Below are 22,664 nucleotides of genomic sequence, written 5' to 3' on the forward strand. Positions count from 1 at the left end.
CGGGCCGTGGCGGCCGTGGCGGGCCGTACCGGGGCTGTGGTGGGGCCGTGGGGTGGCCGTCGTCCGTGGCCGGGCCCGCTGTCCGCGGCCCGGCGTGACGCGGACGGAGCAGTGGCTGTCGGAGCGGAGACGTATGCTCGACGGCGGGGAATCGGCGCGGAGCGCTGCCGTACGGAGCTTGGGAGCAGCAGTGGCCGTCTGGGACGACCTGGTGGGCCAGGAACGGGTGGTCGACCAGCTGACCGCCGCGGCCCGGGCGGCCGGGGCGGCGGTCGAGGCTGGCCGCGGCGCAGCCCCCGAGCAGGGCGGGAACGCCTCCCTGATGACGCACGCCTGGCTGTTCACCGGCCCGCCCGGGGCCGGCCAGGTCACCGCCGCGCGCGCCTTCGCCGCCGCCCTCCAGTGCACCAGCCCCGACCTCGCGCTCGGCGGCACGCCCGGCTGCGGGTTCTGCGACGGCTGCCACACCGTGCTGGCCGGCAGCCACGCCGACGTCAAGTACGTGCGGACCGACGGCTTGTCGATCGGCGTCGGCGACATGCGCGACCTGGTCCTGCGCGCCTCCAGCTACCCGACCGGCGGCCGCTGGTCGGTGATCCTGGTGGACGCCGCCCACCGGCTGACCGAGGCCGCCGCCAACGCGCTGCTCAAGGGCGTGGAGGAGCCCTCCCCGCGCACCGTCTGGATGCTCTGCGCCCCCTCCGTCCAGGACGTGCTGCCGACCATCCGCTCGCGCTGCCGCCTGCTGGTGCTGCGCACGCCCGCCGCCGAGGCGGTCGCCGACATGCTGGTCCGCCGCGACGGCGTCGACCCGGAGACCGCCCGGCTCGCCGCGCTCGCCGGGCAGGGCGACATCGAGCGCACCCGCCGCCTCGCCGTCGACGAGCAGGCCCGCACCCGCCGGGCCGAGGTGCTGCGGATCCCGCTGGAGGTCGCCGACATCGGCGGCTGCCTGACCGCCGCCCAGCGTCTGGTCGACACCGCCAAGGCCGATGCCGAGGCGCTCGCCGAGACCCAGGACGCCAAGGAGACCGACGACCTCAAGGCCGCCTACGGCGCCGCCGAGGGCAGCAAGGCGCCGCGCGGCATGGCCGGGGCCGTCAAGGAGCTGGAGAAGCGGCAGAAGAGCCGGGCCACCCGCACCCGCCGGGAGACCCTCGGGGTCGCGCTGCTCGACCTGCTCGGCTTCTACCGGGACGTGCTGGCGATCCAGCTCGGCTCCACCGGCTCGCTCGCCAACGAGGACCAGCGGCAGGCGTTGAACCGGGTCGCCCAGGACGGCACGCCCGAGGGCACGCTGCGCCGGATCGAGGCGGTGCTCGCCTGCCGGGTGGCGCTGGACCGCAACGTGGACCCGCTGCTGGCGGTCGAGGCGATGACGGTGGCGCTGCGGGCGGGCTGAGGTCCGTTCCGGGGGCCGGGCCCGCGCCTGGCTCTCGGAGCGGTGTCCGTACGCCGCCCGGAGCCGCCCGGAGTCGGCTCGGCGTCCCACCTTCGAGTGAACGGGCGATACTCGCCGGGCACACCCGCGTGTGACGGAGCGCCCGTTGTGCACGCTGGGGGCCGACTGCGTCCCGGCCGTGTCCCGGTCCTCCCGGTCGGGAGGGCCTGCCGCCGGAGCGGTCGTCTCCTGCACGGCACCGGGTCCGGTCCGGCGCCGGCCCTCGTCCCGAGGTGGTGCGTTCCGTGGTTCGTCCGCTCCTCGTCATTCCCCTGCTGGCTGCCGCCGTCGGCGGGATCTGGCTGGCGCGCGGTGCGCTCCAGCGCTGGCGCGACCTGCGGGCCGCCGCGACCTACGAGCTGGCGGGCGACCGGTGGCCGATGCTGGTCCGGGCGGGCGGGGCGATGGTCTGCGGGGTGTGCGTCACCGCGTTGACGCTGCTCACCGCGCTCGGGGCGTTCGGCGGTCTGGGCCACGGCGGGGGGACGACGGACCGGGCGGAGCCCGCCGTCGACGCGGCCGCCGCCGGGGCCTGGGCGGGCTCCGCGGCGGGTACGCCTGGAGCGGCGGGTGCGCCCGGTGCGGCCGGTCGGCAGCAGGCGGCGCCGCCCGCCACCACCGAGTCGGCCGCGGCGGGGGCCGGCACAGCGGCCGCCACCCCCGCCGTGGTCAGCCGCTTCGACAGCGTCGGACACCCGGGCGGCGGCGAGCTGCTGCAGTCCGCCGTGCTCGGCCCCGACGGGAAGCCGCGCAACGTCCGGGTCTGGCTGCCGCCGCAGTACGCCAAGGAGCCGAACGCGCGCTTCCCGGTCGTCGTGATGCACGCCGCCACCCCGAGCAAGACCGCCGACGCCGAGGTCCCGGACGTCTTCGAGGGCGTCGGTGCGGCCCTGCAGGCCGGCCGCGCCCGCCCGTTCATCCTGGTCGCCCCCGAGGCGCCGAACGGCACCGCGCACCCCTGCGAGCTGGTCGCCGCGGCCCCGGCCGCCGTCGCCGACGACGCGACCCTGCGCACCACCATCGCCGCCTCCTTCCGCACCCTCCAGCCCGGCCCGGCCTCCTGGGGCGCCCTCGGGGTCGACGGCGGCGCGCCGTGCGCCGCCGCGGCCGGGCTGGCCCGCCCCGACCTGTACGGCGCGGCCGCCGCCGTCTCCGGCCGCTACGATGCCGCCGCGCTCACCCAGACCGGCGCCGAGGCCCCGGCGGGCAGCTCGGCCAAGCTGCTGCTGGCCGCCGCCAAGGGCGACTCCGCCGGGCTGGACGCGGCCCGCAAGCTGCAGACCGCGCTCAAGGCCGGGCCGGGCCCGGCGGCCAAGGCCGAGGTGCGGATCTCGGACAACGTGCAGGACTACTCCGCGGACCGGGAGCGGCTGCGGCTGGTCCGGCAGGCGGCGCAGTTCCTGGCCGAGGCGCTGGCCAAGGCGTCCTGAGCGACGCCGGTCGGGGCGTCGTGGGCGTAGGTCGAGCCGGCGTTACGCTGCCCGGTACCCGGGGTGGGTACCGGGCAGCGGCGTTCCTCCGTGCTCGTTCCCGTACACGTTCTTGTACTCGTTCGTGGACTCGTGCTCGTGCTCGTACTTTGCTCGGAGCGGTGGAGAGGGAGAGGAAGCGGATGAGGAAGAGGGTGCGGGTGCGGGTGCGGGTGCGGGGCTCCGGGCGGGTCCGGGCGGTTGCCGCGGTGGTCGCGGTGGGGCTGCTGGCGGTCGGGGCGGGCGGGTGCAGCCGGGCTTCCTCGGGGCAGGCCGGGACGGGCGGCGGCGGGGTGTCCGGGCAGGCCCCCTCCGACGCGCCCGGCGTCGGCGCCGCCACGGCGAACGCCGCCGCCACCCCGCTGGAGCCGCTGCCCGCCGCCGTACCCGCCGCGCTCGCGCCGTACTACGCGCAGCACCCGGAGTGGCAGTCGTGCGACGGCGGCTTCGAGTGCGCCACCTTCCGGGTCCCGCTGGACTACGACCGCCCCGGCGACGGGGAGCTCACCCTCTCGGCCGCCCGCGCCGCCGCCGTACCCGGCGAGTCCGGCGGTTCCGGCGGCGATCCCCGGGCGGGTTCGCTGCTGCTCAACCCGGGCGGTCCCGGCGGCTCGGCGATCGAGTACCTGGAGGCCGTCGCCGGGACGTACGACCGCACGGTCCGCGCCCGGTACGACCTGGTCGGCCTCGACCCGCGCGGGGTCGGCCGCAGCAACCCCGTCAGCTGCCTCAACGGCGAACGGATGGACGCCTTCACCGCCGCCGACCTGGCCCCCGGCGACCAGCGGGCGATCGACGCCCTGGTCGCCGCCGACAAGGAGTTCGCCGAAGGCTGCCGCCGGCAGGCCGGGGCCGCGCTCGGCCACCTCAGCACCGTCGAGGCGGCCCGCGACATGGACGTGCTGCGCGCCCTGCTCGGCGACGAGCGGCTGAACTTCGTCGGAAAGTCGTACGGCACCTTCCTCGGCGCCACCTACGCCGGGCTGTTCCCCGGCCGGGTCGGGCGGGTGGTGCTGGACGGCGCGATGGACCCGGCACTCGACTCGGTCACCGGCAACCGCACCCAGGCGGGCGGCTTCGAGACCGCCTGGGCCGCCTTCGCCGAGGACTGCGCCAAGCGTGAGGACTGCCCGCTCGGCCGCACCGAACAGCAGGTCGGGGACCAGCTCACCGCCCTGCTCACGGCCGTCCACGCCCAGTCGCTGCCCAGCACCGACAACGGGCGGCGGCTCACCGGCTCCCAGGCCACCACCGGCGTCATCCAGGCCATGTACGCCGAGTTCCTCTGGCCCAAGCTGCGCACCGCGCTCACCGACGCCAGGGCCGGCGACGGCAGCGGGCTGCTGAAGCTCTCCGACGCCTACTACGGGCGCTCGGCGGACGGCTCCTACCCCAACCTGATGTTCGCCAACACGGCCGTCAACTGCCTCGACCTGCCCGCCCCGTTCCGCTCACCCGAGGACGTCCAGCGGGCCGTACCGGACTTCGAACGCGCCTCGCCCCACTTCGGGCGCGACATGGCCTGGATGGCCCTGACCTGCGCCTACTGGCCGGTCCGGGCCACCGGAGCGGCCCACACCATCCGCGCCGCGGGCGCCGCCCCGATCGTCGTCATCGGCACCACCCGCGACCCGGCCACCCCCTACGACTGGGCCCGCTCACTGGCCGGACAGCTGGAGTCCGGCCGCCTGCTCACCTACGACGGCGACGGCCACACCGCGTACGGCCGCCGCAGCACCTGCGTCGACGGCGCGGTCAACCGCTTCCTGCTCACCGGGGAGGCCCCGGAGCAGGGCAAGCGCTGCGACCGGTAGCGGCTCGCCGGCAGGTTCGCGCTCAGGCGGAGGAGACCGCCAGCTTCGCGGCGAAGCCCGCGAACAGGACGGCGACACCGCTGGTCAGGGTCGCGGACAGGCGCCGACGGCGGCGGAAGGCGGTCGCCAGCGTGGTGCCGGCGAAGATCAGCAGCGAGAGGTACAGCATGCTGAAGGTCTGCAGGATCCCGCCCAGCAGGGCGAAGGAGAGCACGGGCTGCCCGTAGTGCGGGTCCACGAACTGGGTGAAGAACGACAGCAGGAACAGGATCGCCTTCGGGTTCAGCAGGCTGATCACCAGCGCCCGCCGGAACGGCCGCTCGCCCGCCTCCGCCGCCGCCGTCTCGGCCTTACCCGCGGGGCCGGCCTCGGCGGCCGCCCGGTGCTCGCGCCACAGCTGGCGGGCCGCCCGCAGCATTCCGAACCCGATCCACAGCAGGTACGCGGCGCCGCCGAACTTCACCACCGCGAACACCGCCGGGTTGGCCTTCAACAGCGAGGCGGCCCCCAGCGAGGTCAGGCTGATCAACGTGAGGTCGCCCACGAACACGCCCGCCGCGGCCCGGTACCCGGTCCGGATGCCCTTGCGGGCGGCGACCGACAGCACGTACAGCGAGTTGGGGCCGGGCAGCAGGATGATGACGAGGGCGCCGAGGACGTACGTCGCCAGGTCGTTGACACCGAACACGGTGGCTCCGGGGGGGTGGGGAAGGGCCGGCAGGGGGGCGCTCATCCTAACGTCGTACCGCTGATCGGTTGAAGCAGAAACCATCCGCCCCGCCCACCCCCACCCGCCACCCCACCACCTCGGCTACGGATCACCTGCGAACCTGTGTAGACTGACCCGCGTTGCCACCACACGTGACAGCGGTGCCGCCTTAGCTCAGTTGGCCAGAGCAACGCACTCGTAATGCGTAGGTCATGGGTTCGAATCCCATAGGCGGCTCCATGGTGAACCCCAAGTCAGGCCGCTGACCTGGGGTTTTTCCGTTTCTGTGACCATGGGAATCGGGAAAATCGGACACCCGAACTCTATGCATCACAATGCGTAGGTCGCCGGTTCGCTGAGGTTATCGAATCCTCGGGAAACCTTTCTTGACCTGGGGCTTTGCCAAGAAGGCCAAGGCGGGCCACCCGCTGGCGGAGAGCCTCGGTGGACAGCCGGTGGACGAGCGTGCATCGGGGGTGCGGATAGATGGTCGTGAGCGGGGGCGTCGGTCTTAGACGGGCTGTCCGATGTCGACAAGTAAGTGGAGGAGTCCCGGAACGGCGGGCGCGGAGACCCGGGCGTCCGTGTCGGCGTGGAAGATGTGCAACGTCGGTACCGCAGATGCCGGCGTAGGCCGGGGCCAGTTCCGCCTTGCCGGGGCCGGGCGGCCTGGTGAGCGCGGGAGCCGTGTCGAGGTGCGGGCGGACGAGGAGCGGACGGCGAGTGTCACCGTGTGGTCAGGGTCCCTTCAGTGCGGACACCGATGATCAGCAGACGTGAATGTCCAGCGGGGTTTGTCGGCGTACGCGATGGGCGCGCACACCCGGATGGGCGCGACGGTCAGATGGTGTGCGTGCCGCCGTCCGCGGAGACGTCGCCTTCCTCCGGCGTAGGGAGGCAGTAGAACGCGCTCGCCGTGCCGGCGAGGAGCGCGTGGACGTCGCTTTCGCTCCAGCCGGTGAGCAGTTCGTCCACGGTGCCGGCCCACCGGTTCCAGCCGCTGGCGAGGTTGGCGACCGGCCAATCGGAGCCGAACATGAGCCGCTCGGGCCCGAAGGCGCAGACCAGTACGTCCCAGGCGGGGCGGATGTCGGCGGTGGTCCAGTGGATGTGGTCGGCCTCGGTGATCAGCCCGGAGACCTTGCACACCACGTGCGGGTGTGCGGCCAGTTGTCGGATTCCACGTTCCCAACCCTCGATGTCCTGTCGGACGAGGTCCGGCTTGCCCGCGTGGTTGAGGACCTGGGGCAGGTCGGGGAAGCGTTCCGCGAGGCGGACCGCCTGATCGAGCTGATGGTCGCGCACCAGCACGTCGTAACGCAGTCCGCGATCCCGCGCCGCCCGCAACCCGCTTTCCACGTTGGGGCGTTGCAGCCAGTTCGGGTCCGTCTCGCCCTGGACGAGATGCCGCAGGGAGCGCAGGTACCCGCCGCCCGGTCCGGCTTGCAGCTGGTCGAGTACGTCACCGATGGTCGGTGACGTCAGGTCGGCCCAGCCGACCACGGCCTGGATCAGCGGCTCCCGTTCGGCGAGCGCGAGCAGGTCCTCGGTCTCGGCGACCTCCGCGATGCACTGGACGACCACCGTGCTGTGCAGCCGCCGGCCCGCGACGGGGTGGGTGGCAGCGGAGTGCAGGTCATCGGGGGTGAAGGTACGGCGGATCGATGCCACGCCGGGGTTGTCCAGCCAGGGCTGCGGACGGTGGGCGAGGTCCCACAGGTGGTGGTGGGCGTTGACGAGCACGGGTGCGTTCACGGGTGATCCAAGTCGGGTCGGGCTGGTGCGGACCGGGTCAGGCGGTGGCGTCGTCGGGCGGGCTGAGGTGCCAGATCTCGGGGAGCTCCGTCCACTGGCGGGAGTCGCCCCGGTCGGGGAAGGGCTCCTGGCACGGGTCGGTGAGCTTCCACCAGCGCTGGGTCTCGGGGTGGGCCTCGATGGACGCCATGTCCGCCTCGAAGTCGTCGCCGGTGTATTCCATGTAGGCGAACAGCACGTCACCGTGGAGGTAGATGCTGTAGTTGCGGATGTTCGCCCGGAGCAGGGCGGCTTCTACGCCGGGCCACACGGCGGAGTGGAGCCGGAGGTACTCCTCGCGGTGCTCGGGGCGGAGCCGGACGGTCTGGGCGACGCGCTTCACGCCGAGTCCCCTGTCGTCCCAGTGGAGTTGGCCTGCTCGGCCGCGGTGTCGAACGGGGTGCGGTAGCTGGGAGTGCGGCTGCGCAGCCCGAGCCGCAGGGTGAGCCGGACACGGGTGGAGGCGGGCAGACTAACCGTCAGGTACGGGCTGTTGCACGGGAGCTCGGCCTCGGTGACCACTCGCTCGCTGTGGCCGTAGTCGTACATGTCGCCGATCCGGGCGTCGTCCGCGCAGGTCGTGTACCGCACCGAGGTGATGGTGTGCTCGGCCATGGCGCCGGCCTGGACGATCACCGTGCGCTCCGCCTCGGGCGAGAGGTTGACCAGCTCGACGGTGGTGGCCTCGGGGTCGATGGAGGTGACCAGGGCGGCCACGTCCTGCGGCAGGCCGGCCCGGCGGGCGTCGGCGTCGTGGTAGCGCACCCGGGCCTGCTGCAGGCCGCCGTTGTACAGCACCTGCGGGCCGCCCCAGGTGAGCTGGACCAGGGCCTCGGTGGCGACCGGGTTGCACTGCTGCCAGACGTGGATGTCGGCCTCGGGCACGTCCAGGTCCTTGTACCGCTCGACGCGCCGCAGGCGGTGGCGGATCTGGGCCTGCGCGGTGGCCAGGATCCGTTCGGGGTAGCCGGGGTCGTCGCCGGCCAGGAAGGCGAACCAGGCCTTCTCGTGCGCCGACTCCTCCTTCGAGCGGAACGAGCGCAGGGTGCGCCAGTCGATGCCGTCGGCCTCGCGCAGCCGCTCCAGGCGGGCGCGGTCGGCGTCGGCCGCCGTGTGGTGCCACAGCGCCACCGGCACGGGCGGGGTCGGCGGGTTGTAGTCGAACCAGCCCGAGTCCTGGTACCGGAAGGGGATGTGCAGCGTCGGGGTGTGCTTGTCCTCGACCAGCTCGACCGCCCACTTGGCGGGCAGGCTGGAGTCGGCCTCGGTGTGCGGCATCACCTTGCCCTGCTCGATCATGGCGTCCAGCGTGCTGGAGACCATCGACAGGTAGTCGTCGTCGCCGGTGACGGTGGCCGCCGCGAGCGCCGCGACGGCCGCCGCGTGGCCCACGCTGTGCCAGCCGTGCGGCCAGGACCAGCCGTAGTGGCCGCCGTACCAGCGGCCCTCGTGCAGACCGCCGACCACGCCGTCCGGGCTGACGTTGTCGGGGAGCACGCCGCCGTTCGCCTCGGCGCGCTCGCGCCAGGCGCCGACGTACTGCACGATCCAGTCGCGGTAGCGCTCCTCGTGGGTGAGGATCCAGGCGTTCAGGACCAGCCCGGCCGCGGCGAGGTTGACGGCGGTGTCGCCGACGCCCATCCGCTTGCGCATCTGCTCGCCCAGCCGCGGGTCCGAGTCGAGCGGGAACGGGCCGCCCTCCTGGGCCTGCGGTATCCACTCCAGCGGGTAGCCGTAGGTGTCCGCCTCGTTCTGCAGCCAGGGGTAGACGTCGCCGTCGGAGACGCCCGTGCGGTCCGGGTCGCTGCCGTTGTGCGGCCGGGTGATGATCCGGTGCTGCGGGTCGTAGTTGCCGTGGGCCGGGTCGACGTACAGCTCGGCGAAGCGCACGGCCCGCTCGGACCAGCGGTCGGGGGCGGCCATGCACAGGAAGTAGAGCAGCAGCAGGCTCTCGCCCTGGTGGAACCAGTCGTAGCCGCGCTCGTACTCGTCCTTGGGCATGTCCAGCTCGGTGAGCTGGCGGGTCACGCCCTCCCAGTGCTTCTCGCTGGCGGCCAGCACCTCCTCGGAGCCGGAGGGTGTTCAGGTCATGCGGCGACGCAAGATCTGAACACCCTCCTGACCGTGCTGTACGTGAGGATTGACGACGAGCTGGGGGCCGCGATGGGGCAGACCATCCGCGGTGACCGACTCCGAACCGGGCTGTGCCGCGGTCGCCCAGTCTGGCGCCGACCGGGTGGCCCTCGCCGATCGCTCAGGGTATGAACTGCCGGCGCAGTGGAGCCGTACGGGCGAGGCGAACCAGTAGTGGAAGTTCGTCTACGTGCACAGCCAGCCAGCGCGGTAGTTCCCGTCCCCCGAGTTCTCCCGGCCGGGACAAGCCCGCCGGACCTGCGCCTGGTGAAGATCACTTGTACGCTGACCCGGGCTATGGCTCGCCAAGTACCGCCGCCTGCTTTGGGAACCCGGCATCAGACGATGATCGCCTGACGCGGCGCAGTCCACGGCTCCGGGCTGGGCTGCCAGCCGTCAGCCGGAACCGAGTGCCACCCCGGCGTACGCCACCGCCGTCAGGGCCAGGATGGCGGCGGGCAGGGCCCGCGCGGGCGGGTCGCCGTGGCGCAGGTGGGCTAAGGCGGCCGCAGTCATCAGCAGCGCGAGCCCGGTCGCGGCGGCCACCCCGACCGGGGCGACCGCCAGTCCGAGTACCAGCCCGAGGGCCCCGGCTACCTCCAGGGTGCCGACGACGCGGTAGAGGCCCGGCGACATGCCGAGGTGTGCTGCCGCCCGGCGCATGAACGGCATCGCGGCGATCTTCGCCGCTCCCAGTGGCAGGAAGACCAGGGCCAGGAGGGCGGGGAGGATGATCTGCGCGGCTGTCACAGTGCCCGGCCCCGGCGTTCGGCGCCCAGGCGGGCGTAGTAGTCGATGAGGTCGGGGGCGTCTACGGCCGCGGGGTTGACGACCTGTTCGGCGGGGGCGCCTTGCAGGAGGCGTTTGACGGGGACTTCGAGTTTCTTGCCGGTGCGGGTGTGCGGGATGCCGGGCACTTCGAGGATCTCGTCGGGGACGTGGCGCGGTGAGGCTCCGGTGCGGATCGCCTCCTTGATCTTCTCGCGCAGCGGGTCGTCCAGGGTCGCGTCGGCGGCGAGGACGACGAACAGGGGCATCCAGTAGCCGCCGTCGGGTTCTTCCGCGCCGATGACCAGGGCCTCGCTGATCTCCGGGAGGCGTTCGACGACGTCGTGGATGTCCGCGCTGCCCAGGCGTACGCCGTTGCGGTTCAGGGTGCTGTCGGAGCGTCCGTGGACGACGACCGAGCCGTGGGAGGTGTGGGTGATCCAGTCGCCGTGGCGCCACACGCCGGGGTAGGTGGCGAAGTAGGCGTCGTGGTAGCGGCTGCCGTCGGGGTCGTTCCAGAAGGCGAGCGGCATGGACGGCATGGGCCGGGTGACGACCAGTTCGCCGACCTGGTCGAGGACCGGGCGCCCGGTGGCGTCGTAGGCGGCCAGCGCGACACCCAGCTGGGGTGCGGACAGTTCCCCGGCCCAGACGGGCGTGGTGGGTGCGCTGCCGGCGAAGCCGGAGACGACGTCGGTGCCGCCGCTGATGGAGGCGAGCAGGACGTGGCCGCCGACGTGGTCGCGCACCCACGGGTACGCGGAGGCCGGCAGGGCCGAGCCGGTGCAGCCGACGACGCGGACCGACGACAGGTCGTGTGCCGAGGGGCCGATGCCGTACTTGGCCATGCCCAGCAGGTACTGGGGGCTGGTGCCGAAGACGGTGACCCGGTGGCGGGCGGCCAGCTCCCACAGGACGTCGAGCTTGGCGAAGGGGGCCGGGCTGCCGTCGTAGGTGCAGGTCGTCGCGCCGGTCAGCAGGGTCGAGGCGACCAGGTTCCACATCATCCAGTGGGTGGTGGTGTACCACAGCAGGCGATCGCCAGGGCCGAGGTCGCAGTGCAGGCCGAGGGTCTTGAGGTGTTCCAGCAGGACGCCGCCGTGGCCGTGGACGATGCCCTTGGGCAGGCCGGTGGTGCCGGAGGAGAACACGACCCAGAGCGGGTGGTCGAAGGGCACCGGCGTGCAGGTGAGTTCCTCGGTGCGGGTGGCGGCGTCCTCCCACGGCACCACCAGCGACGGGTACGCCTGCGGCGGCCACGGCAGGCCCACCTGGTCCACCAGCACGGTGGCCTTCAACCCGGGCAGCGCGCGGGCGAGTTCGAGGGCGGCGTCGCGGCGGTCGTGGGTGGTGCCGTTGAACAGGTAGCCGTCGGCGGCGACCAGGACGGTGGGTTCGAGCTGGCCGAACCGGTCGGCGGCGGCCTTGGGGGCGTAGTCCTGCCCGCACACCGACCACACCGCGCCCAGGCTCGCGGCGGCGAGGAACGCGACGATGGCGTGCGGGGTGTTGGGCAGGTAGCCGACCACCCGGTCCCCCTGGCCGACGCCCAGCTCGCGCAGGGTGGCGGCGACCGAGGCGACCTGGGCGCGCAGCCGACCCGCCGTCACCTCCTGCGCGGCCCCGGTCTCGTCGAGGGCGAGGATCGCCACGTCGTCGTCCGCCTGGTGGCGCAGGGCGTGGTGGGCGTAGTTGAGCGTGGCTGCGGGGAACCAGCGGGCCCCGGGCATCCGCTCCTCGGCCAGCACCCGCTGGTAGCCGGTGTCCGCGTCGACGCGGAAGTACTCCCACACCGCGCCCCAGAAGCCTTCCAGGTCGGTCACCGACCAGTGGTGCAGGGAGGCGTAGTCGGCGCCGTCGCGTCCGACGCGGCGGGCGAAGTCCATGATGCGGCTGCTCGCGACAGCCTCGGGGTCAGGTGTCGAGAACGGTTGCGGCCCGGTCATCGTGCGGCGCTCCTCAGCAGGCTCTCGGTGGCGGACTGGTGCGGTGGCAGGGGTCGGGGGCTGCGCGTGCTGTGCAGGAGGTGGGCCCAGCCGGCGGTGTCGGTGAAGTCGTGGCCGCCGACCGGGACCACGTCCAGGACGACGCGGTCGGGGCGCAGCAGGACGGCGTCCGCCCGGCCGCCGCGCAGCCAGGCGGCGAGGGTGCCGTCGTCGAGGCCGGCCACGGGGACCACCTGGACGCCGAGCGCGTGGGCGAGGGCCCGCACCGACGGCGCGGGGTCGGCGGCGGTCAGGATGGTGAAGGAGTCGCCGAGGTACTCGTCGAGGCGGACGCGGCGTCCGTCGACGCTGATCGACGGCTGGGGGCAGTGGCGGCCGGCCAGGCCCCCGCGCAGGCGGCGTCGTACCAGCGGCCCGGCGGTCAGCCGCGGGCTGAGGTCGCGTCCGAGCGCCGCCGCCAGGCCCGGTAGGCGGCAGGCCGTGGCCAGGACGTTGCGGCGCAGCGCGGCGGCGCCGTCCTGACCGCCCGTCATGGCCCAGCCCATCAGGACGGCGAGCCGTACCAGGTGGCGGGCGTGCGGCTTGCGTTCGCTCTCGTAGGTGTCCAGCAGCCGCTCGTCGCCGCCCTGGCCGAGGACGTGGGCGAGCTTCCAGGTGAGGTTGTGGGCGTCCCGCAGCCCCGCGCACAGGCCCTGGCCGATGAACGGCGGGGTGAGGTGGGCGGCGTCGCCGAGGAGGAAGACCCGTCCGCGGCGCCACCGGTCGGCGATGCGTGCGCGGAAGGTGTACTGCGCCTTGCGCAGGACCTCGAAGTCCCCGTCCCAGGACGGCGGCAGCCAGGGCGCGACCAGCTCGCGGACCGGCTCGTCGCCGTCCCTCAGCCGGAACTCCCAGCGGTAGCGGTCCTCGCCGACCCGCATGAACGTCGCCGGGCGGCGCGGGTCGCAGACCTGGTCGACGCCCTCCCAGCAGCGCACGTCGGCGCTCGTGCGGACGTCGACGACGGTCCAGCTCTCCTCGAAGTGCAGGTCCTCCCAGGACGCGCCGATGGCGTCGCGGGTGAGGCTGTTGGCCCCGTCGCAGCCGAGGACCGCCTCGGCCCACAGCCGGCGCTCCCCGTCTCCGTCGCGGTAGGTCACGCGGACCGGACCGCTCGGGTCCGCCTCGACGGCGGTGACCTCGACGCCGACCCGCAGCTCGCACTGCGGGTGGCGGGCGAGGGCGTCGCGCAGCAGTCGTTCCAGCTCGGGCTGGTCGAACATGCTGCTCTGCGGGTAGCCGTGGTGGCCGTGCGGGCTGCGCGGGAACTCGGCCATCACCTGGTGCCGGGCGTCCAGCAGCCGCAGTCCCTTGGCGGGGCGGGCGAGGGCGGAGAACTCCTCGCTGACGCCCGCGGCCTGGAGGATCCGGCGGATCTCGTCGTCGGTGGCGACGGCACGCGGGAGGGGGTAGGGGTCCCGGTGTCGTTCCAGCACGACGCTGGGTACTCCGCGCCGGGCGAGCAGCAGGGCCGCGGTGACGCCCACCGGTCCGGCCCCTATGATCACCACCGGCACGGTCGTCCCGTTGGCTTCGACAGTCATCTGCGGCTCACTTCGGTGGGTTACTTCGCGTCCGTGACGGGGGTTCGCTGCTCGCCGAGGTCGATCCGGCCGTCCGGGGTCGCGATCGTCGCCGTGATCACGTCTCCCGCGTGCAGGTAGTGCGGGTTCTTCGCCTGGGACGCGAAGAACGCCTTCCACTTCACCGCGGGCGGCAGCAGCGCCCCGATCTTCTCCACCGGCTTCGGCGGGGCCTTCAGGGCCGTGCCGCCGGGCGTGCCGGTCAGCAGCAGGTCCCCGGGGTCGAGGGTCTGGAACCGGGCCAGCAGGGTCAGTGCCCGGGCGGGGCGGACGATCATGTCGGCCAGGGTGCGGTCCTGGCGCGGCTCGCCGTTGACGGACAGCCGCAGGCGCAGGTCGAGGAGGTGGGCGAAGTCCTCCGGCTCCAGCAGGGCGAGGTGGGGGCCGGTCGGGGTGAAGGTGGGGTACGACTTGCTCTCGTAGAACTGGGTCCTGGTCAGCTGGACGTCGCGGGCGCTGACGTCGTTGGTGATGACCAGGCCGGCGACGTAGGACGGCAGGTCGCGCTCCTCGACGACGGTGCCGATGGGCAGCGGGGCGCCCATGACCAGCCCGAGTTCGATCTCGTAGTCGAGGAACCTCACGTGGGCGGGCCGCACGACGGCGTCGCCGGGTCCGCCGACCGACCCGGAGGCCTTGCGGAAGAAGGCGGGCGGGATGTCGCCGGTGAAGCCCGAATCGCGGGCGTGGCTGCGGTAGTTGACCATCTGGGCGACCACCCGGCAGGGGGTGGTGACCGGCGAGAGGACGGCGAGGTCCGCGACGGGCGTGCCCGGGTCGGCCGAGCGGGTCGCCGCTCGCACGGCGTCACGGTCGGCGATCAGCTCGGCCGTGGTGGCGGCCTTGGTCTCGACGGGGACGGCCCGCTCGCCGCGGACGACCCACCACCCGTCGGCGGTGCGCAGCACATTGGTGCTCATGTCAGTACCTTCGTCAGGGAGTTGGGGTTCAGGACCGGGCGGTCCTGAGCAGGCCGAAAAGGCGTGCCGGGTCCATCTCGTTGTCGCCCCGCAGCGCCTGGATCACGTCGCGGACGCGTTGCGGGGAGGGACTGGCACCGAGGAAGTCGCGGGTGGCCACGGGCCCCCACTGGGCCAGGCCGCTGGTGGACATCGGGGCCCAGCCGGGCTCGACGTCGCAGGAGAACAGGTCGCCGTCGGCGAAGTGCTCCACCATGAGGCGGTCCGGGTCGCGCCAGTAGTCGAACAGCTGGCTGCCCTGGATGTGCCGGCCGATACCCCAACTGCGCTGGTAGCCGCGCTCCTTGAGGTACTCGCCGCCGGCCGCGAGCGAGTCCAGGTCGGTGACCTGGTAGGCGGAGTGGACGTAGCCGGTGCCCGGCCCCAGGTGCATCGCCAGGGTGTGGTGGTCGGCCGGCACGCTGCCGAGGTCGCACCGGACGAACGCCATCGTGGGTCCGCGGTCGCGCTGCCCGTCCAGGAACAGGAAGTCGGAGACGATCATCCCGAGCGTGTCCAGGTACCACTCCAGGGCCCGGCCGAACACGCGGGTCTCCAGGACCACATGGCCCAGCCGCTGGATGCGGGAGGGTTCCCGCGGCGGCCGCTGGGCGACGTTCGTGCGACGGTGCTCGGTGCCGAAGTTGAGCAGCAGCGGCTGCTGCTCGGGCAGCGCCGGCAGTTCCTCCCCGCAGTGCACGACCCGGACCGGGAAGCCGGAGGGGTCGAGCAGGTCGACCACCTTGCCGCCGCCGGGCACGTCCGCGTCCCGCACGGAGGTGCCCGTGGCGCGGGCCAGCCGGTCCAGGTCGGCCCGCTCGGCGGCGCGGAACGCCGGGCCGATGAAGCGGGAGGTGCGGCCGCGCCGGATCACCATGCACGGTGAGCCGGCGAAGGTGCCGCGCAGCCACAGCGCGCGCTCGCTGCGCGCGGCGATGCCGAAGCCGAAGTCGCGGGCGAAGACCTCGGCCCGCGCGAGGTCCGGCTTCTCGAACTCCAGCCAGGCCAGATCGGCGACCTTGATCACGGGATTGCGGGAGCGGCCCGGGTGTTCGCCGCGCAGGGCTCCGTGCTCGCTGTGCAGGTCCTGGTGCGCCGTCCTGGCATCGGGCTCGCCGACGCGGGTTTCAGACATGGTGCCCTCCGAGCAACATTGCCGTAATGAGGAAATCATCAAGTGTGACACTTCTATCGTCAAGGCGTCCGCGGCAAGAAGTGATGAAATCATCAGAGCTGCGAGCGTCATCGTCTCCGCGGCTAGACTCGGCGTATGCCTACGTCAGCCCCGCCCAGCAACCGGTTCGAGCGGCGTCGCGCCGAGACGCGCGGAGCTCTCGTCCGCGCGGCGCGCCAGATACTCGCCGAGGCCGGGGACACCAGCATCAGCATCCAGGTGATCGCCGAGCGCGCCGACGTCGGCTTCGGCTCGTTCTACAACCACTTCGACTCGAAGACGGAGCTGTTCGAGGCCGCGGTGCAGGATGCTCTGGAGGAGTTCGGCCAGGCCTTCGACGAGCACCTGGCCGGGATCGACGACCCCGCGGAGCTCGTCGCGACGGGCTTCCGGCTCAGTGCCCGCATGGCCGAGTCGCACCCGGAGCTGATGCAGGTGCTGCGCCGCCGGGGTCTGGGCCACATCCACTCGGACAACGGCCTGGCCCGGCGGGCCCTGCGGGACGTCGAGGTCGGCATGGCCTCCGGTCGCTTCACCGCCGTCGACCCGGTGGTCGCCCTGTCTGCACTGGGCGGAACCCTGCTGTCCCTGGTGGAGCTGCGATTCGCCCGGCCCGAGGTGGACGGCGACGAGGCCGCGGTGAACCTCGCCGAGATGGTCCTGCGCATGCTGGGCGTCCCGCCGGACGAGGCCCACGAGGTCGCCCGGCGCCCCCTCCCCGACCTCGCCTGACCAACCCCGGCGTCCGCTCCCCCCTGCGCGGTGGACGGCGAGCGCGGACGGAAGGTGACCGAGCGGCCGGTGAAGCGGGCCTCGATCCCGTTCTCCGTGGTGGTGACCGAGCGTAGGTGCAGCCCCTTGGGGACGTTCTCCAGTGGGACGGGCTCTTCCAGGGCTTTGTCGAGCAGCGCCTTCAGGGGCGGGATGAGCTTGCGCTGGACCGTACGGAGGTCCGTGAAGGCGAGGTGGTCGTCCTTTGTCGCCGAGACGGCCGCGCTCACGGTCACGTCGCCGGCGAGTGGCAGAGCGCCCGTCGCGTTGATCCGCCCCGGCTTGTCACCTCGCGACAGGCTCACGCCGAGCGCGGCCGACACGTCCTCGTACGACAGGAATGCGGTCGCGTCGACCCTGCGGGCGTGGGCCTCGTCGGCGTTCCCCGAGGTGCTCAGACCGTCGAGGCCGACCGACAGCTTCGTCACCGGCAGGGGTCGTCGTGCCGAGCCGTCGGCAGGTATGTCGTGGGCGGTGAGGTCGACGTGACCCAGACTGCCCTCGGCCAGCTGGGTCAGCACCGGGAAGCCCCTGACGTGTACCGAAGGCCGCTCCGCGGTCCCCGTGCCGTCCTGGAATGCCTTTGCCATACGGCTCTCCGCACCGGCTGCGGCGACCCGGTCGACAACGACGGCACCGATCAGCAACGACACGAGGGACGCGGCGATGATCCGGCGCCGCCTCCGCGGGGCCGGGGGGCTCGCGCATACGGCGCTGCCGCTGTAGCGGCGCTCACCGACGAGTTCGTCTCGGGCTGGGACTGGTACACGGAGTGTCCTTTCGTCGGCGATGTGCGCGCGGGTCATGTCGGAGCCTCCGGTCGACTGGGCAGGGACCCCGATAGTTGCACATCAATGGGCAATAAAATAGCCTGCACATGAGTGGGCAATTAACTGCCCGCGGTGCCTCGCCGGCCCATGGCCGTGCCCGCCCTTCACGCCCCATCCGCGAACCCCGAAGCCTCCGCTTCGCCTCGCGCCAAGGAGTTTTCGATGCCGCTCATTGCGAACACACCCGCCGAGAAGATGACCGGGCCCTATCCGCGGCGCTGGTGGGCCCTGCTGGTGCTCTGCCTGAGCCTGCTGATCGTGGTCATGGCGAACACGTCGCTCGTCGTGGCCGCGCCGGACCTCTCGAAGGATCTGGGGCTGTCCAGCAGCGATCTCCAGTGGGTCATCGACGGCTACACCGTCCCGTACGCCGCGCTGATGCTCGTCCTGGGCGCGATCGGCGACAAGTACAGCCGCCGCGGCGCACTCGTCCTGGGCCTGCTGATCTTCGCGGGCGGCTCGGTGCTGGGCGGCCTGGTCCACGAGACCGGCCTGGTCATCCTGTCCCGCGCGATCATGGGCGTCGGTGCCGCCGTCGTCATGCCGGCCACCCTTTCGCTGCTGGTCGCGATCTTCCCCAGGGCGGAGCGCGCCAAGGCCATCACGGCCTGGAGCGCCACGTCCGGTCTCGCCATCGCCGCCGGGCCGGTGGCCGCCGGCTGGCTGCTGGAGAACCACGCCTGGGGCTCCACCTTCCTCATGAACGTCCCGCTCGCGGTCCTCGGCGTCGTCGGAGCGCTGCTCCTGGTGCCGCCATCCAAGGCGACGGGCATGGGCCGGATCGACTACGTCGGCGGCCTGCTCTCGATCGTCTTCATCGGCAGCCTGGTCTACGCGACCATCGAGGGCCCGCACTTCGGTTGGGGCGCCGGCCCGATCACTGCGGCCGTCGTCGCCGCTGTCGCCCTGCCGGCCTTCGTGGCCTGGGAGTCGAGGCATCCGAACCCGATGCTGAACGTGCGCAAGTTCAAGGAGCGCCCGTTCGGCGGCTCGATGCTCGCGGTGCTGTTCTTCTTCTTCGGCACCTTCGGTTCGATCTACTACTCCACGCAGTTCCTGCAGTTCGTCCTCGGGTACAACGCCCTGGAGACCGGCGTACGCCTGCTGCCGCTGGCCGGAGCCGTTTTCGTGGGCGCCGCAGTCACCGGCAAGCTGGCCCCGAAGCTGGGCGTGAGGCTGGTCGTCGGCGCCGGCATGGTGATCGGCACGGCGGGCGTCTTCCTGCTCACGCGGATCGAGTCGGGCTCGACCTACTCGGACTTCCTGGCGCCGCTGCTGATGCTCGGCTTCGCGATCGGCCTGAGCCTGTCCCCGGCCACCGACACCATCATGGGCTCCTTCCCCGAGTCCGAGCTGGGCGTCGGCGGCGGCGCCAACGACACGGCGCTGGAACTCGGCGGCGCGCTGGGGATCGCCGTGCTCGGTTCGCTCCTCGCCACGTCCTACAAGGACAAGCTGACCGACCTGGTCGGCGGTCGCTTGCCGGCCGAGGCGATGGACACCGCCAAGGACTCGGTGGGCGGCGGCCTCGCGGTCGCCGAGCACATCGCCAGGACCCCGGGCGGCAGCCCCCAGCAGGCCCAGACCCTGATCGGGGCAGTGCACGAGTCCTTCGCCCACGCCATCGCCCACACCAGCCTCCTCGGCGCGATCATCATGGGCGCCGGAACCCTGATCGTCATCGCCGTACTGCCCGGCCGCAAAGCCACCGGGAAGCACCGTCAGGAGGAATCGGTGGCGGCGGAAGCAGCGGCGGAGAGCGAAACCGTGGGCGCCGTCTGAACCCCACGCGTTCGGCGCGACCCACGACCGCCGACCGGAGGCCGGAAGCCCGATCCGGCCTCCTCCACCCCAGAACGGGCCGTGCCTGAGCGGCGCACGGCCCCGGACGGTGCCGGTAGGGGATACCCGGCACCGTCCCTTTGTGTTGATGCGAGCGGGGAGCTCGACTTTCGACGACCTTGTGCCTTCGGGTTGTGGCGGACCCGTCGAGCGGGACCATGGGCGAAGGGCATTCCGTCAACCGGCGCGGGACCGCGGGCCGTTGTGCCTGCGGCCCCGCTGTGGTGTCGGGGTCAGGAGGGGTCGCCGTACTGGAGACCGCGGCCGTTGGTGCCGATGTACACCCGGCCGTAGGTGTTGGGGTCGCCGGTGATGATGCGCTGGCCGGCGAAGTTGCCCCACTGGTGCGCGTCGTCGTTGATCCGCAGCCAGCTCGCGCCCTGGTCGGTGGAGCGGAAGACGCCGGCGACGCCCTTGACGGTGCCGATCAGGTACAGCGCCTGGTACGAGGTGCCCGGTGCGGCCTTGCCGAAGCCGACGGCGGAGGCGTTCTCCACTGAGGACAGCTTGGTGAAGCTGCGGCCGCCGTCGGTGGAGTGCAGCAGACCCGTGCCGTCGCCGGCGAACCACAGGTCGCCCGCGATGCCGGGGACGGCGCTGAGCTTGCCGCCCGGCAGGTTGCCGGTGCGGGCGGTGAAGTTCGCGCCGCCGTCGGTGCTGGCGTAGAGCGTGCCGTTGCTCAGCGAGTAGAAGGTGTTGGCCACGGACCGGTCGGCGACGACCACGGCGTCGGTGCCCAGCCCGTTGACCCTCGACCAGGTCACGCCCCGGTCGGTGGAGCGGTACGGGGTCTGGCCGGCCTCGGTCCAGACGAAGCTGGAGCCGTCGGCCGCGATCGCGATGTGGCCGCTGTCCGCACTGGGCACCGGCTCGCCCTTGAAGCCGTTCCAGGTGTGGCCGCCGTCGGTGGACAGGGCGCCGTCCTGCTTGCCGCCCCGGCCGACCCGGACCACCAGCGAGGGGTTGGACTGGGCGAAGTCGACGGAGGTGCTGTTGTAGATCTCCGGGTTGGTCAGCCGCCCGGCAGGCTCCTTCGTCAGGTCGTCGTACACGAAGCCGCCCTGGTCGCCCAGCGCGGTGATGAGGGCGGCGGCGGGTGTGGAGACCGCGTCGTAGTACGCCGTCTCCTCCAGCCCGCGGGCTCCGATGAACCAGTGGCTGGTGCCGCCGTTGTCGGTCGCGTTGGCGTCCTTGCTGGCCCAGATGCCGTTGCCGGTGCCGTACAGCACGTGCCCGGAGTCGAAGGGGTCGATGCTCAGCGCGGTCATCCAGTGCCCGATGCCGGTGCCGAGGTACGGGGCGATGGAGGCGTCCCGCACGGACCTGTCGGACTGGGTCTTCCAGGTCGCACCGCCGTCGGTGCTGCGGTAGACCTCGTCCTGCGGCCACCAGCGGTCCAGCGTGTTGACCATCACCGTGGAAGGCTTCTGCGGGTCGACGGCCAGACCGCCGAAGCCGTAGTTGCCCTGCGACGGCGAGATGTTCTTCCACGCCCCGCCGGTGTACTTCCACACCGAGCCGCCCGACACGTTGTTCGGGCCGGTGTTGTTGGAGTACGACACGTACAGCGAGCCGTCACCGGAGAGCACGCCGTGCTGCGGCACCTGGCCGGTGGGCTGCCCGGAGACCGACTGCCAGGAGTTGCCGCCGTCGGTGGACCGGTACAGGTTGGTGGACCTGTCGGCGACGCCGACGTAGACCGTGTTGCTGCCGGTCGGGCCGTACGTCACGAAGGAGATGCCGGTGCCGAAGCTCGCGCCGTCCTTGACCGGGAACGAGGAGACCTGACTCCAGGTCACACCGGCGTCGGTGCTGCGCCACAGGCCGTTCTTGCGGGTGCCCAGCAGCAGGTGGTCGTGGTTTGCCGGGTCGATCACCAGGCGCTCGCCTGCCCCGCGGGCGTCCTCGTTGCCGCCCAGCTTGAACGGCAGGTCGGTGCGCTGGAAGGTGCGGCCGCGGTCGGTGGAGCGCAGGATCGCGCCGTTGCCGGCCCAGTCGTTGGTGTAAGTGCCGGCCGCGAGGTAGAGCCGGTCCGGGTCGACCGGGTCGGTGGCCAGCGACTCGATGCCCAGCAGGTTCCAGTCCTTCTGACCGATCCAGTCGGTCAGCGGGATCCACTGCTCGGCGCCGGTGTCCCAGCGGTACGCGCCGCCCATGTCGGTGCGCGCGTACAGCAGGCCCTTCTCCTTCTGGTTGAAGACCAGGCCGGTGACGTAACCACCGCCCGCCACCGGGGCGTTGTGCCACACGTACGGGCCGGAGCCCTGTGCGCCGCCGGATCCGGCCCCGGGCACCGGCGTGCCGGGCACCCTCACCAGCTTCCACTGCTGGTTGGCACCACCCCACCCGGGCCACTGGATGATCTGCGTGCCCTGGGCCGTGGAGTTGCCCGTGACGTCCAGGACCTGACCGCTCCTGCGGGAGGTGAAGGTGACGGCGTCGGACCCGCTCACCTCGCCGATCCGCCACTGCTGGGAGGCGGAGGAGCGGTCCGTCTGCTGCTCGGCGACGGCCCCCTGGCTGGTCGAGTCGCCCGCTATGCCCAGCACCTTGCCGCTGTTGCGGTTCACCAGCTCGTAGTAGCCGTCCCCGGTGGACTTCAGTTTCCACTGCTGGTTGGCGGTGTTCTGGTCGGTCCACTGCTGGATCCGGGTGCCGTCGGCGGTGGAGAAGGCGTCGACGTCCACCACCTGGCCGCTGCGTACCGAGACCAGCCTGTAGTAGGCATCGCCGTCGACCGTCGCGGCCTGGGAGTCCTCGTGTACGAACACGTAGTACGACCCGACGGTGAGGGACACACCGAGCACCAGAGCCGTGGCGCTCAGGCGACGGCGGTGGCGCCCGCGGCGCCTGCCGTTCGTGGGGTTGCTCATGAGTGGAGGTTCTCCTTGCGAACTGTGCACGGGGGAGGGCGGATCCGGGCTCCGGGACCGGTCGGATCCACTCCCCTGTGGTCGCCGGGGCCGCAAAAGGTTGCCGCGAGCCGGGAGATCTTTTCCTCCCTGATCACGGCAACCTTTGGGCGCGCGGCGGTAATTGGTGGGTGACGGGGCGGCAGACATGGCGCGCCCGACGGGGATGTCCCATCGGCGGCAGATCCGGGCTCGTCAGGGGAAACTGCGCAGTGCTCACGGAACGGTTGTCGGTGACCAGCCGCGCGGCGACCCCGTAGTCGAGGGCGGACCACCGTCGTACAGGCCGACTTACTTCCCCAACAGCCCGTCGTACCGGAACTGCTGAAGGCCACCGCCGGTGCCGCCGCCGTGACCTCGCTTCCCACCACCGGAGCGCTCGACGTCACCACAACATCGGAGGCGGGGCACACGTGACAAGACCCCGGTGCCTTAGCACACCGGGGTCTGTTCGGACCCAGCGTCAACAACCGTGCCGGA

General features: G+C 72.4%; 15 protein-coding genes, 1 tRNA gene and 2 pseudogenes. 6 read left to right on the top strand and 12 right to left on the bottom strand.

Features of this window, described 5'->3' with window-relative positions:
- Positions 1 to 190: 190 nt before the first annotated feature.
- The 3 genes from ACFVXG_RS25370 (at position 191) to ACFVXG_RS25380 (ending at position 4,724) form a co-directional block, all read left to right on the top strand.
- Entirely contained in the window at positions 191 to 1,402 is a 1,212-nt protein-coding gene (locus ACFVXG_RS25370; protein ID WP_387930836.1) for a DNA polymerase III subunit delta', read from the top strand.
- Between the two features lie 284 nt (positions 1,403 to 1,686).
- Positions 1,687 to 2,871: a hypothetical protein gene (locus ACFVXG_RS25375; protein WP_387930709.1), complete on the top strand. Its 1,185-nt coding sequence runs from the start codon at positions 1,687 to 1,689 to the stop codon at positions 2,869 to 2,871.
- A gap of 182 nt (positions 2,872 to 3,053) precedes the next feature.
- A complete protein-coding gene (locus ACFVXG_RS25380) occupies positions 3,054 to 4,724 on the top strand; it encodes an alpha/beta hydrolase (protein ID WP_387930710.1) in 1,671 nt (556 codons plus the stop codon).
- 22 nt (positions 4,725 to 4,746) lie between these two features.
- On the opposite strand, the gene leuE is transcribed toward ACFVXG_RS25380, so the two are convergent.
- Positions 4,747 to 5,412 (bottom strand): leucine efflux protein LeuE, encoded by a 666-nt coding sequence (gene leuE / locus ACFVXG_RS25385; RefSeq protein ID WP_387930711.1) that lies wholly within the window; start codon positions 5,410 to 5,412, stop codon positions 4,747 to 4,749.
- 184 nt (positions 5,413 to 5,596) lie between these two features.
- On the opposite strand from leuE, the gene ACFVXG_RS25390 reads away from it, so the two are divergent.
- Positions 5,597 to 5,673, top strand: a tRNA-Thr gene (locus ACFVXG_RS25390).
- A gap of 310 nt (positions 5,674 to 5,983) precedes the next feature.
- Here ACFVXG_RS25390 and ACFVXG_RS25395 read toward each other — a convergent pair.
- From ACFVXG_RS25395 to ACFVXG_RS25435, 9 genes and pseudogenes are all read right to left on the bottom strand, one after another.
- Positions 5,984 to 6,163 (bottom strand): annotated as a pseudogene (locus tag ACFVXG_RS25395) (Zn-dependent alcohol dehydrogenase); the annotation flags it as partial.
- A gap of 110 nt (positions 6,164 to 6,273) precedes the next feature.
- The gene (locus ACFVXG_RS25400; protein WP_387930712.1) at positions 6,274 to 7,188 is read right to left on the bottom strand and encodes an amidohydrolase family protein; all 915 of its coding nucleotides are present in this window, start codon (positions 7,186 to 7,188) and stop codon (positions 6,274 to 6,276) included.
- A 37-nt stretch (positions 7,189 to 7,225) separates the two neighbouring features.
- The gene (locus tag ACFVXG_RS25405; protein WP_387930713.1) at positions 7,226 to 7,570 is read right to left on the bottom strand and encodes an L-rhamnose mutarotase; all 345 of its coding nucleotides are present in this window, start codon (positions 7,568 to 7,570) and stop codon (positions 7,226 to 7,228) included.
- Complete coding sequence (locus ACFVXG_RS25410; protein ID WP_387930837.1) at positions 7,567 to 9,228, bottom strand: hypothetical protein; 1,662 nt, start codon at positions 9,226 to 9,228, stop codon at positions 7,567 to 7,569. Before ACFVXG_RS25410 ends, ACFVXG_RS25405 begins: the two co-directional genes overlap by 4 nt.
- Before the next feature lie 528 nt (positions 9,229 to 9,756).
- A complete protein-coding gene (locus ACFVXG_RS25415; protein ID WP_387930714.1) occupies positions 9,757 to 10,110 on the bottom strand; it encodes a DoxX family protein in 354 nt (117 codons plus the stop codon).
- The gene (locus ACFVXG_RS25420; RefSeq protein WP_387930715.1) at positions 10,107 to 12,074 is read right to left on the bottom strand and encodes an acetoacetate--CoA ligase; all 1,968 of its coding nucleotides are present in this window, start codon (positions 12,072 to 12,074) and stop codon (positions 10,107 to 10,109) included. The genes ACFVXG_RS25415 and ACFVXG_RS25420 overlap by 4 nt, the downstream gene beginning before the upstream one ends.
- Positions 12,071 to 13,657 carry a bifunctional 3-(3-hydroxy-phenyl)propionate/3-hydroxycinnamic acid hydroxylase gene (locus ACFVXG_RS25425; protein WP_387930716.1) on the bottom strand — a complete coding sequence of 529 codons (1,587 nt, stop codon included), beginning with the start codon at positions 13,655 to 13,657 and terminating at the stop codon, positions 12,071 to 12,073. Before ACFVXG_RS25425 ends, ACFVXG_RS25420 begins: the two co-directional genes overlap by 4 nt.
- 20 nt (positions 13,658 to 13,677) lie before the next feature.
- Positions 13,678 to 14,616, bottom strand: coding sequence for a fumarylacetoacetate hydrolase family protein (locus ACFVXG_RS25430; protein ID WP_387930717.1), 939 nt, complete (start codon positions 14,614 to 14,616; stop codon positions 13,678 to 13,680).
- Positions 14,617 to 14,644: 28 nt separating this feature from the next.
- Positions 14,645 to 15,790 carry a VOC family protein gene (locus ACFVXG_RS25435; protein WP_387930718.1) on the bottom strand — a complete coding sequence of 382 codons (1,146 nt, stop codon included), beginning with the start codon at positions 15,788 to 15,790 and terminating at the stop codon, positions 14,645 to 14,647.
- A 135-nt stretch (positions 15,791 to 15,925) separates the two neighbouring features.
- Between ACFVXG_RS25435 and ACFVXG_RS25440 the strand changes: the two genes are divergently transcribed.
- Positions 15,926 to 16,561: a TetR/AcrR family transcriptional regulator gene (locus ACFVXG_RS25440; RefSeq protein WP_387930719.1), complete on the top strand. Its 636-nt coding sequence runs from the start codon at positions 15,926 to 15,928 to the stop codon at positions 16,559 to 16,561.
- Positions 16,562 to 16,650: 89 nt separating this feature from the next.
- Here the strand turns inward: ACFVXG_RS25440 and ACFVXG_RS25445 are convergent.
- Positions 16,651 to 17,406 (bottom strand): annotated as a pseudogene (locus ACFVXG_RS25445) (DUF2993 domain-containing protein); the annotation flags it as partial.
- A 186-nt stretch (positions 17,407 to 17,592) separates the two neighbouring features.
- Between ACFVXG_RS25445 and ACFVXG_RS25450 the strand changes: the two are divergent.
- Positions 17,593 to 19,212 carry an MFS transporter gene (locus tag ACFVXG_RS25450; RefSeq protein WP_387930720.1) on the top strand — a complete coding sequence of 540 codons (1,620 nt, stop codon included), beginning with the start codon at positions 17,593 to 17,595 and terminating at the stop codon, positions 19,210 to 19,212.
- Between the two features lie 293 nt (positions 19,213 to 19,505).
- On the opposite strand, the gene ACFVXG_RS25455 is transcribed toward ACFVXG_RS25450, so the two are convergent.
- On the bottom strand, positions 19,506 to 22,145 hold the full coding sequence (locus tag ACFVXG_RS25455; protein WP_387930721.1) for an RICIN domain-containing protein: 2,640 nt from the start codon (positions 22,143 to 22,145) through the stop codon (positions 19,506 to 19,508).
- Positions 22,146 to 22,664 lie beyond the last annotated feature (519 nt).

This window comes from Kitasatospora sp. NPDC058162 (assembly GCF_042884005.1).
Classification (GTDB): domain Bacteria; phylum Actinomycetota; class Actinomycetes; order Streptomycetales; family Streptomycetaceae; genus Kitasatospora.

Coding starts and splice junctions, on each gene's coding strand:
- ACFVXG_RS25450 (WP_387930720.1), top strand. CDS start 17,593: ATGCCGCTCATTGCGAACACACCCGCCGAGAAGATGACCGGGCCCTAT.
- ACFVXG_RS25420 (WP_387930715.1), bottom strand. CDS start 12,074: ATGACCGGGCCGCAACCGTTCTCGACACCTGACCCCGAGGCTGTCGCG.
- ACFVXG_RS25430 (WP_387930717.1), bottom strand. CDS start 14,616: ATGAGCACCAATGTGCTGCGCACCGCCGACGGGTGGTGGGTCGTCCGC.
- ACFVXG_RS25380 (WP_387930710.1), top strand. CDS start 3,054: ATGAGGAAGAGGGTGCGGGTGCGGGTGCGGGTGCGGGGCTCCGGGCGG.
- ACFVXG_RS25440 (WP_387930719.1), top strand. CDS start 15,926: ATGCCTACGTCAGCCCCGCCCAGCAACCGGTTCGAGCGGCGTCGCGCC.
- ACFVXG_RS25425 (WP_387930716.1), bottom strand. CDS start 13,657: ATGACTGTCGAAGCCAACGGGACGACCGTGCCGGTGGTGATCATAGGG.
- ACFVXG_RS25455 (WP_387930721.1), bottom strand. CDS start 22,145: ATGAGCAACCCCACGAACGGCAGGCGCCGCGGGCGCCACCGCCGTCGC.
- ACFVXG_RS25410 (WP_387930837.1), bottom strand. CDS start 9,228: ATGCCCAAGGACGAGTACGAGCGCGGCTACGACTGGTTCCACCAGGGC.
- ACFVXG_RS25435 (WP_387930718.1), bottom strand. CDS start 15,790: ATGTCTGAAACCCGCGTCGGCGAGCCCGATGCCAGGACGGCGCACCAG.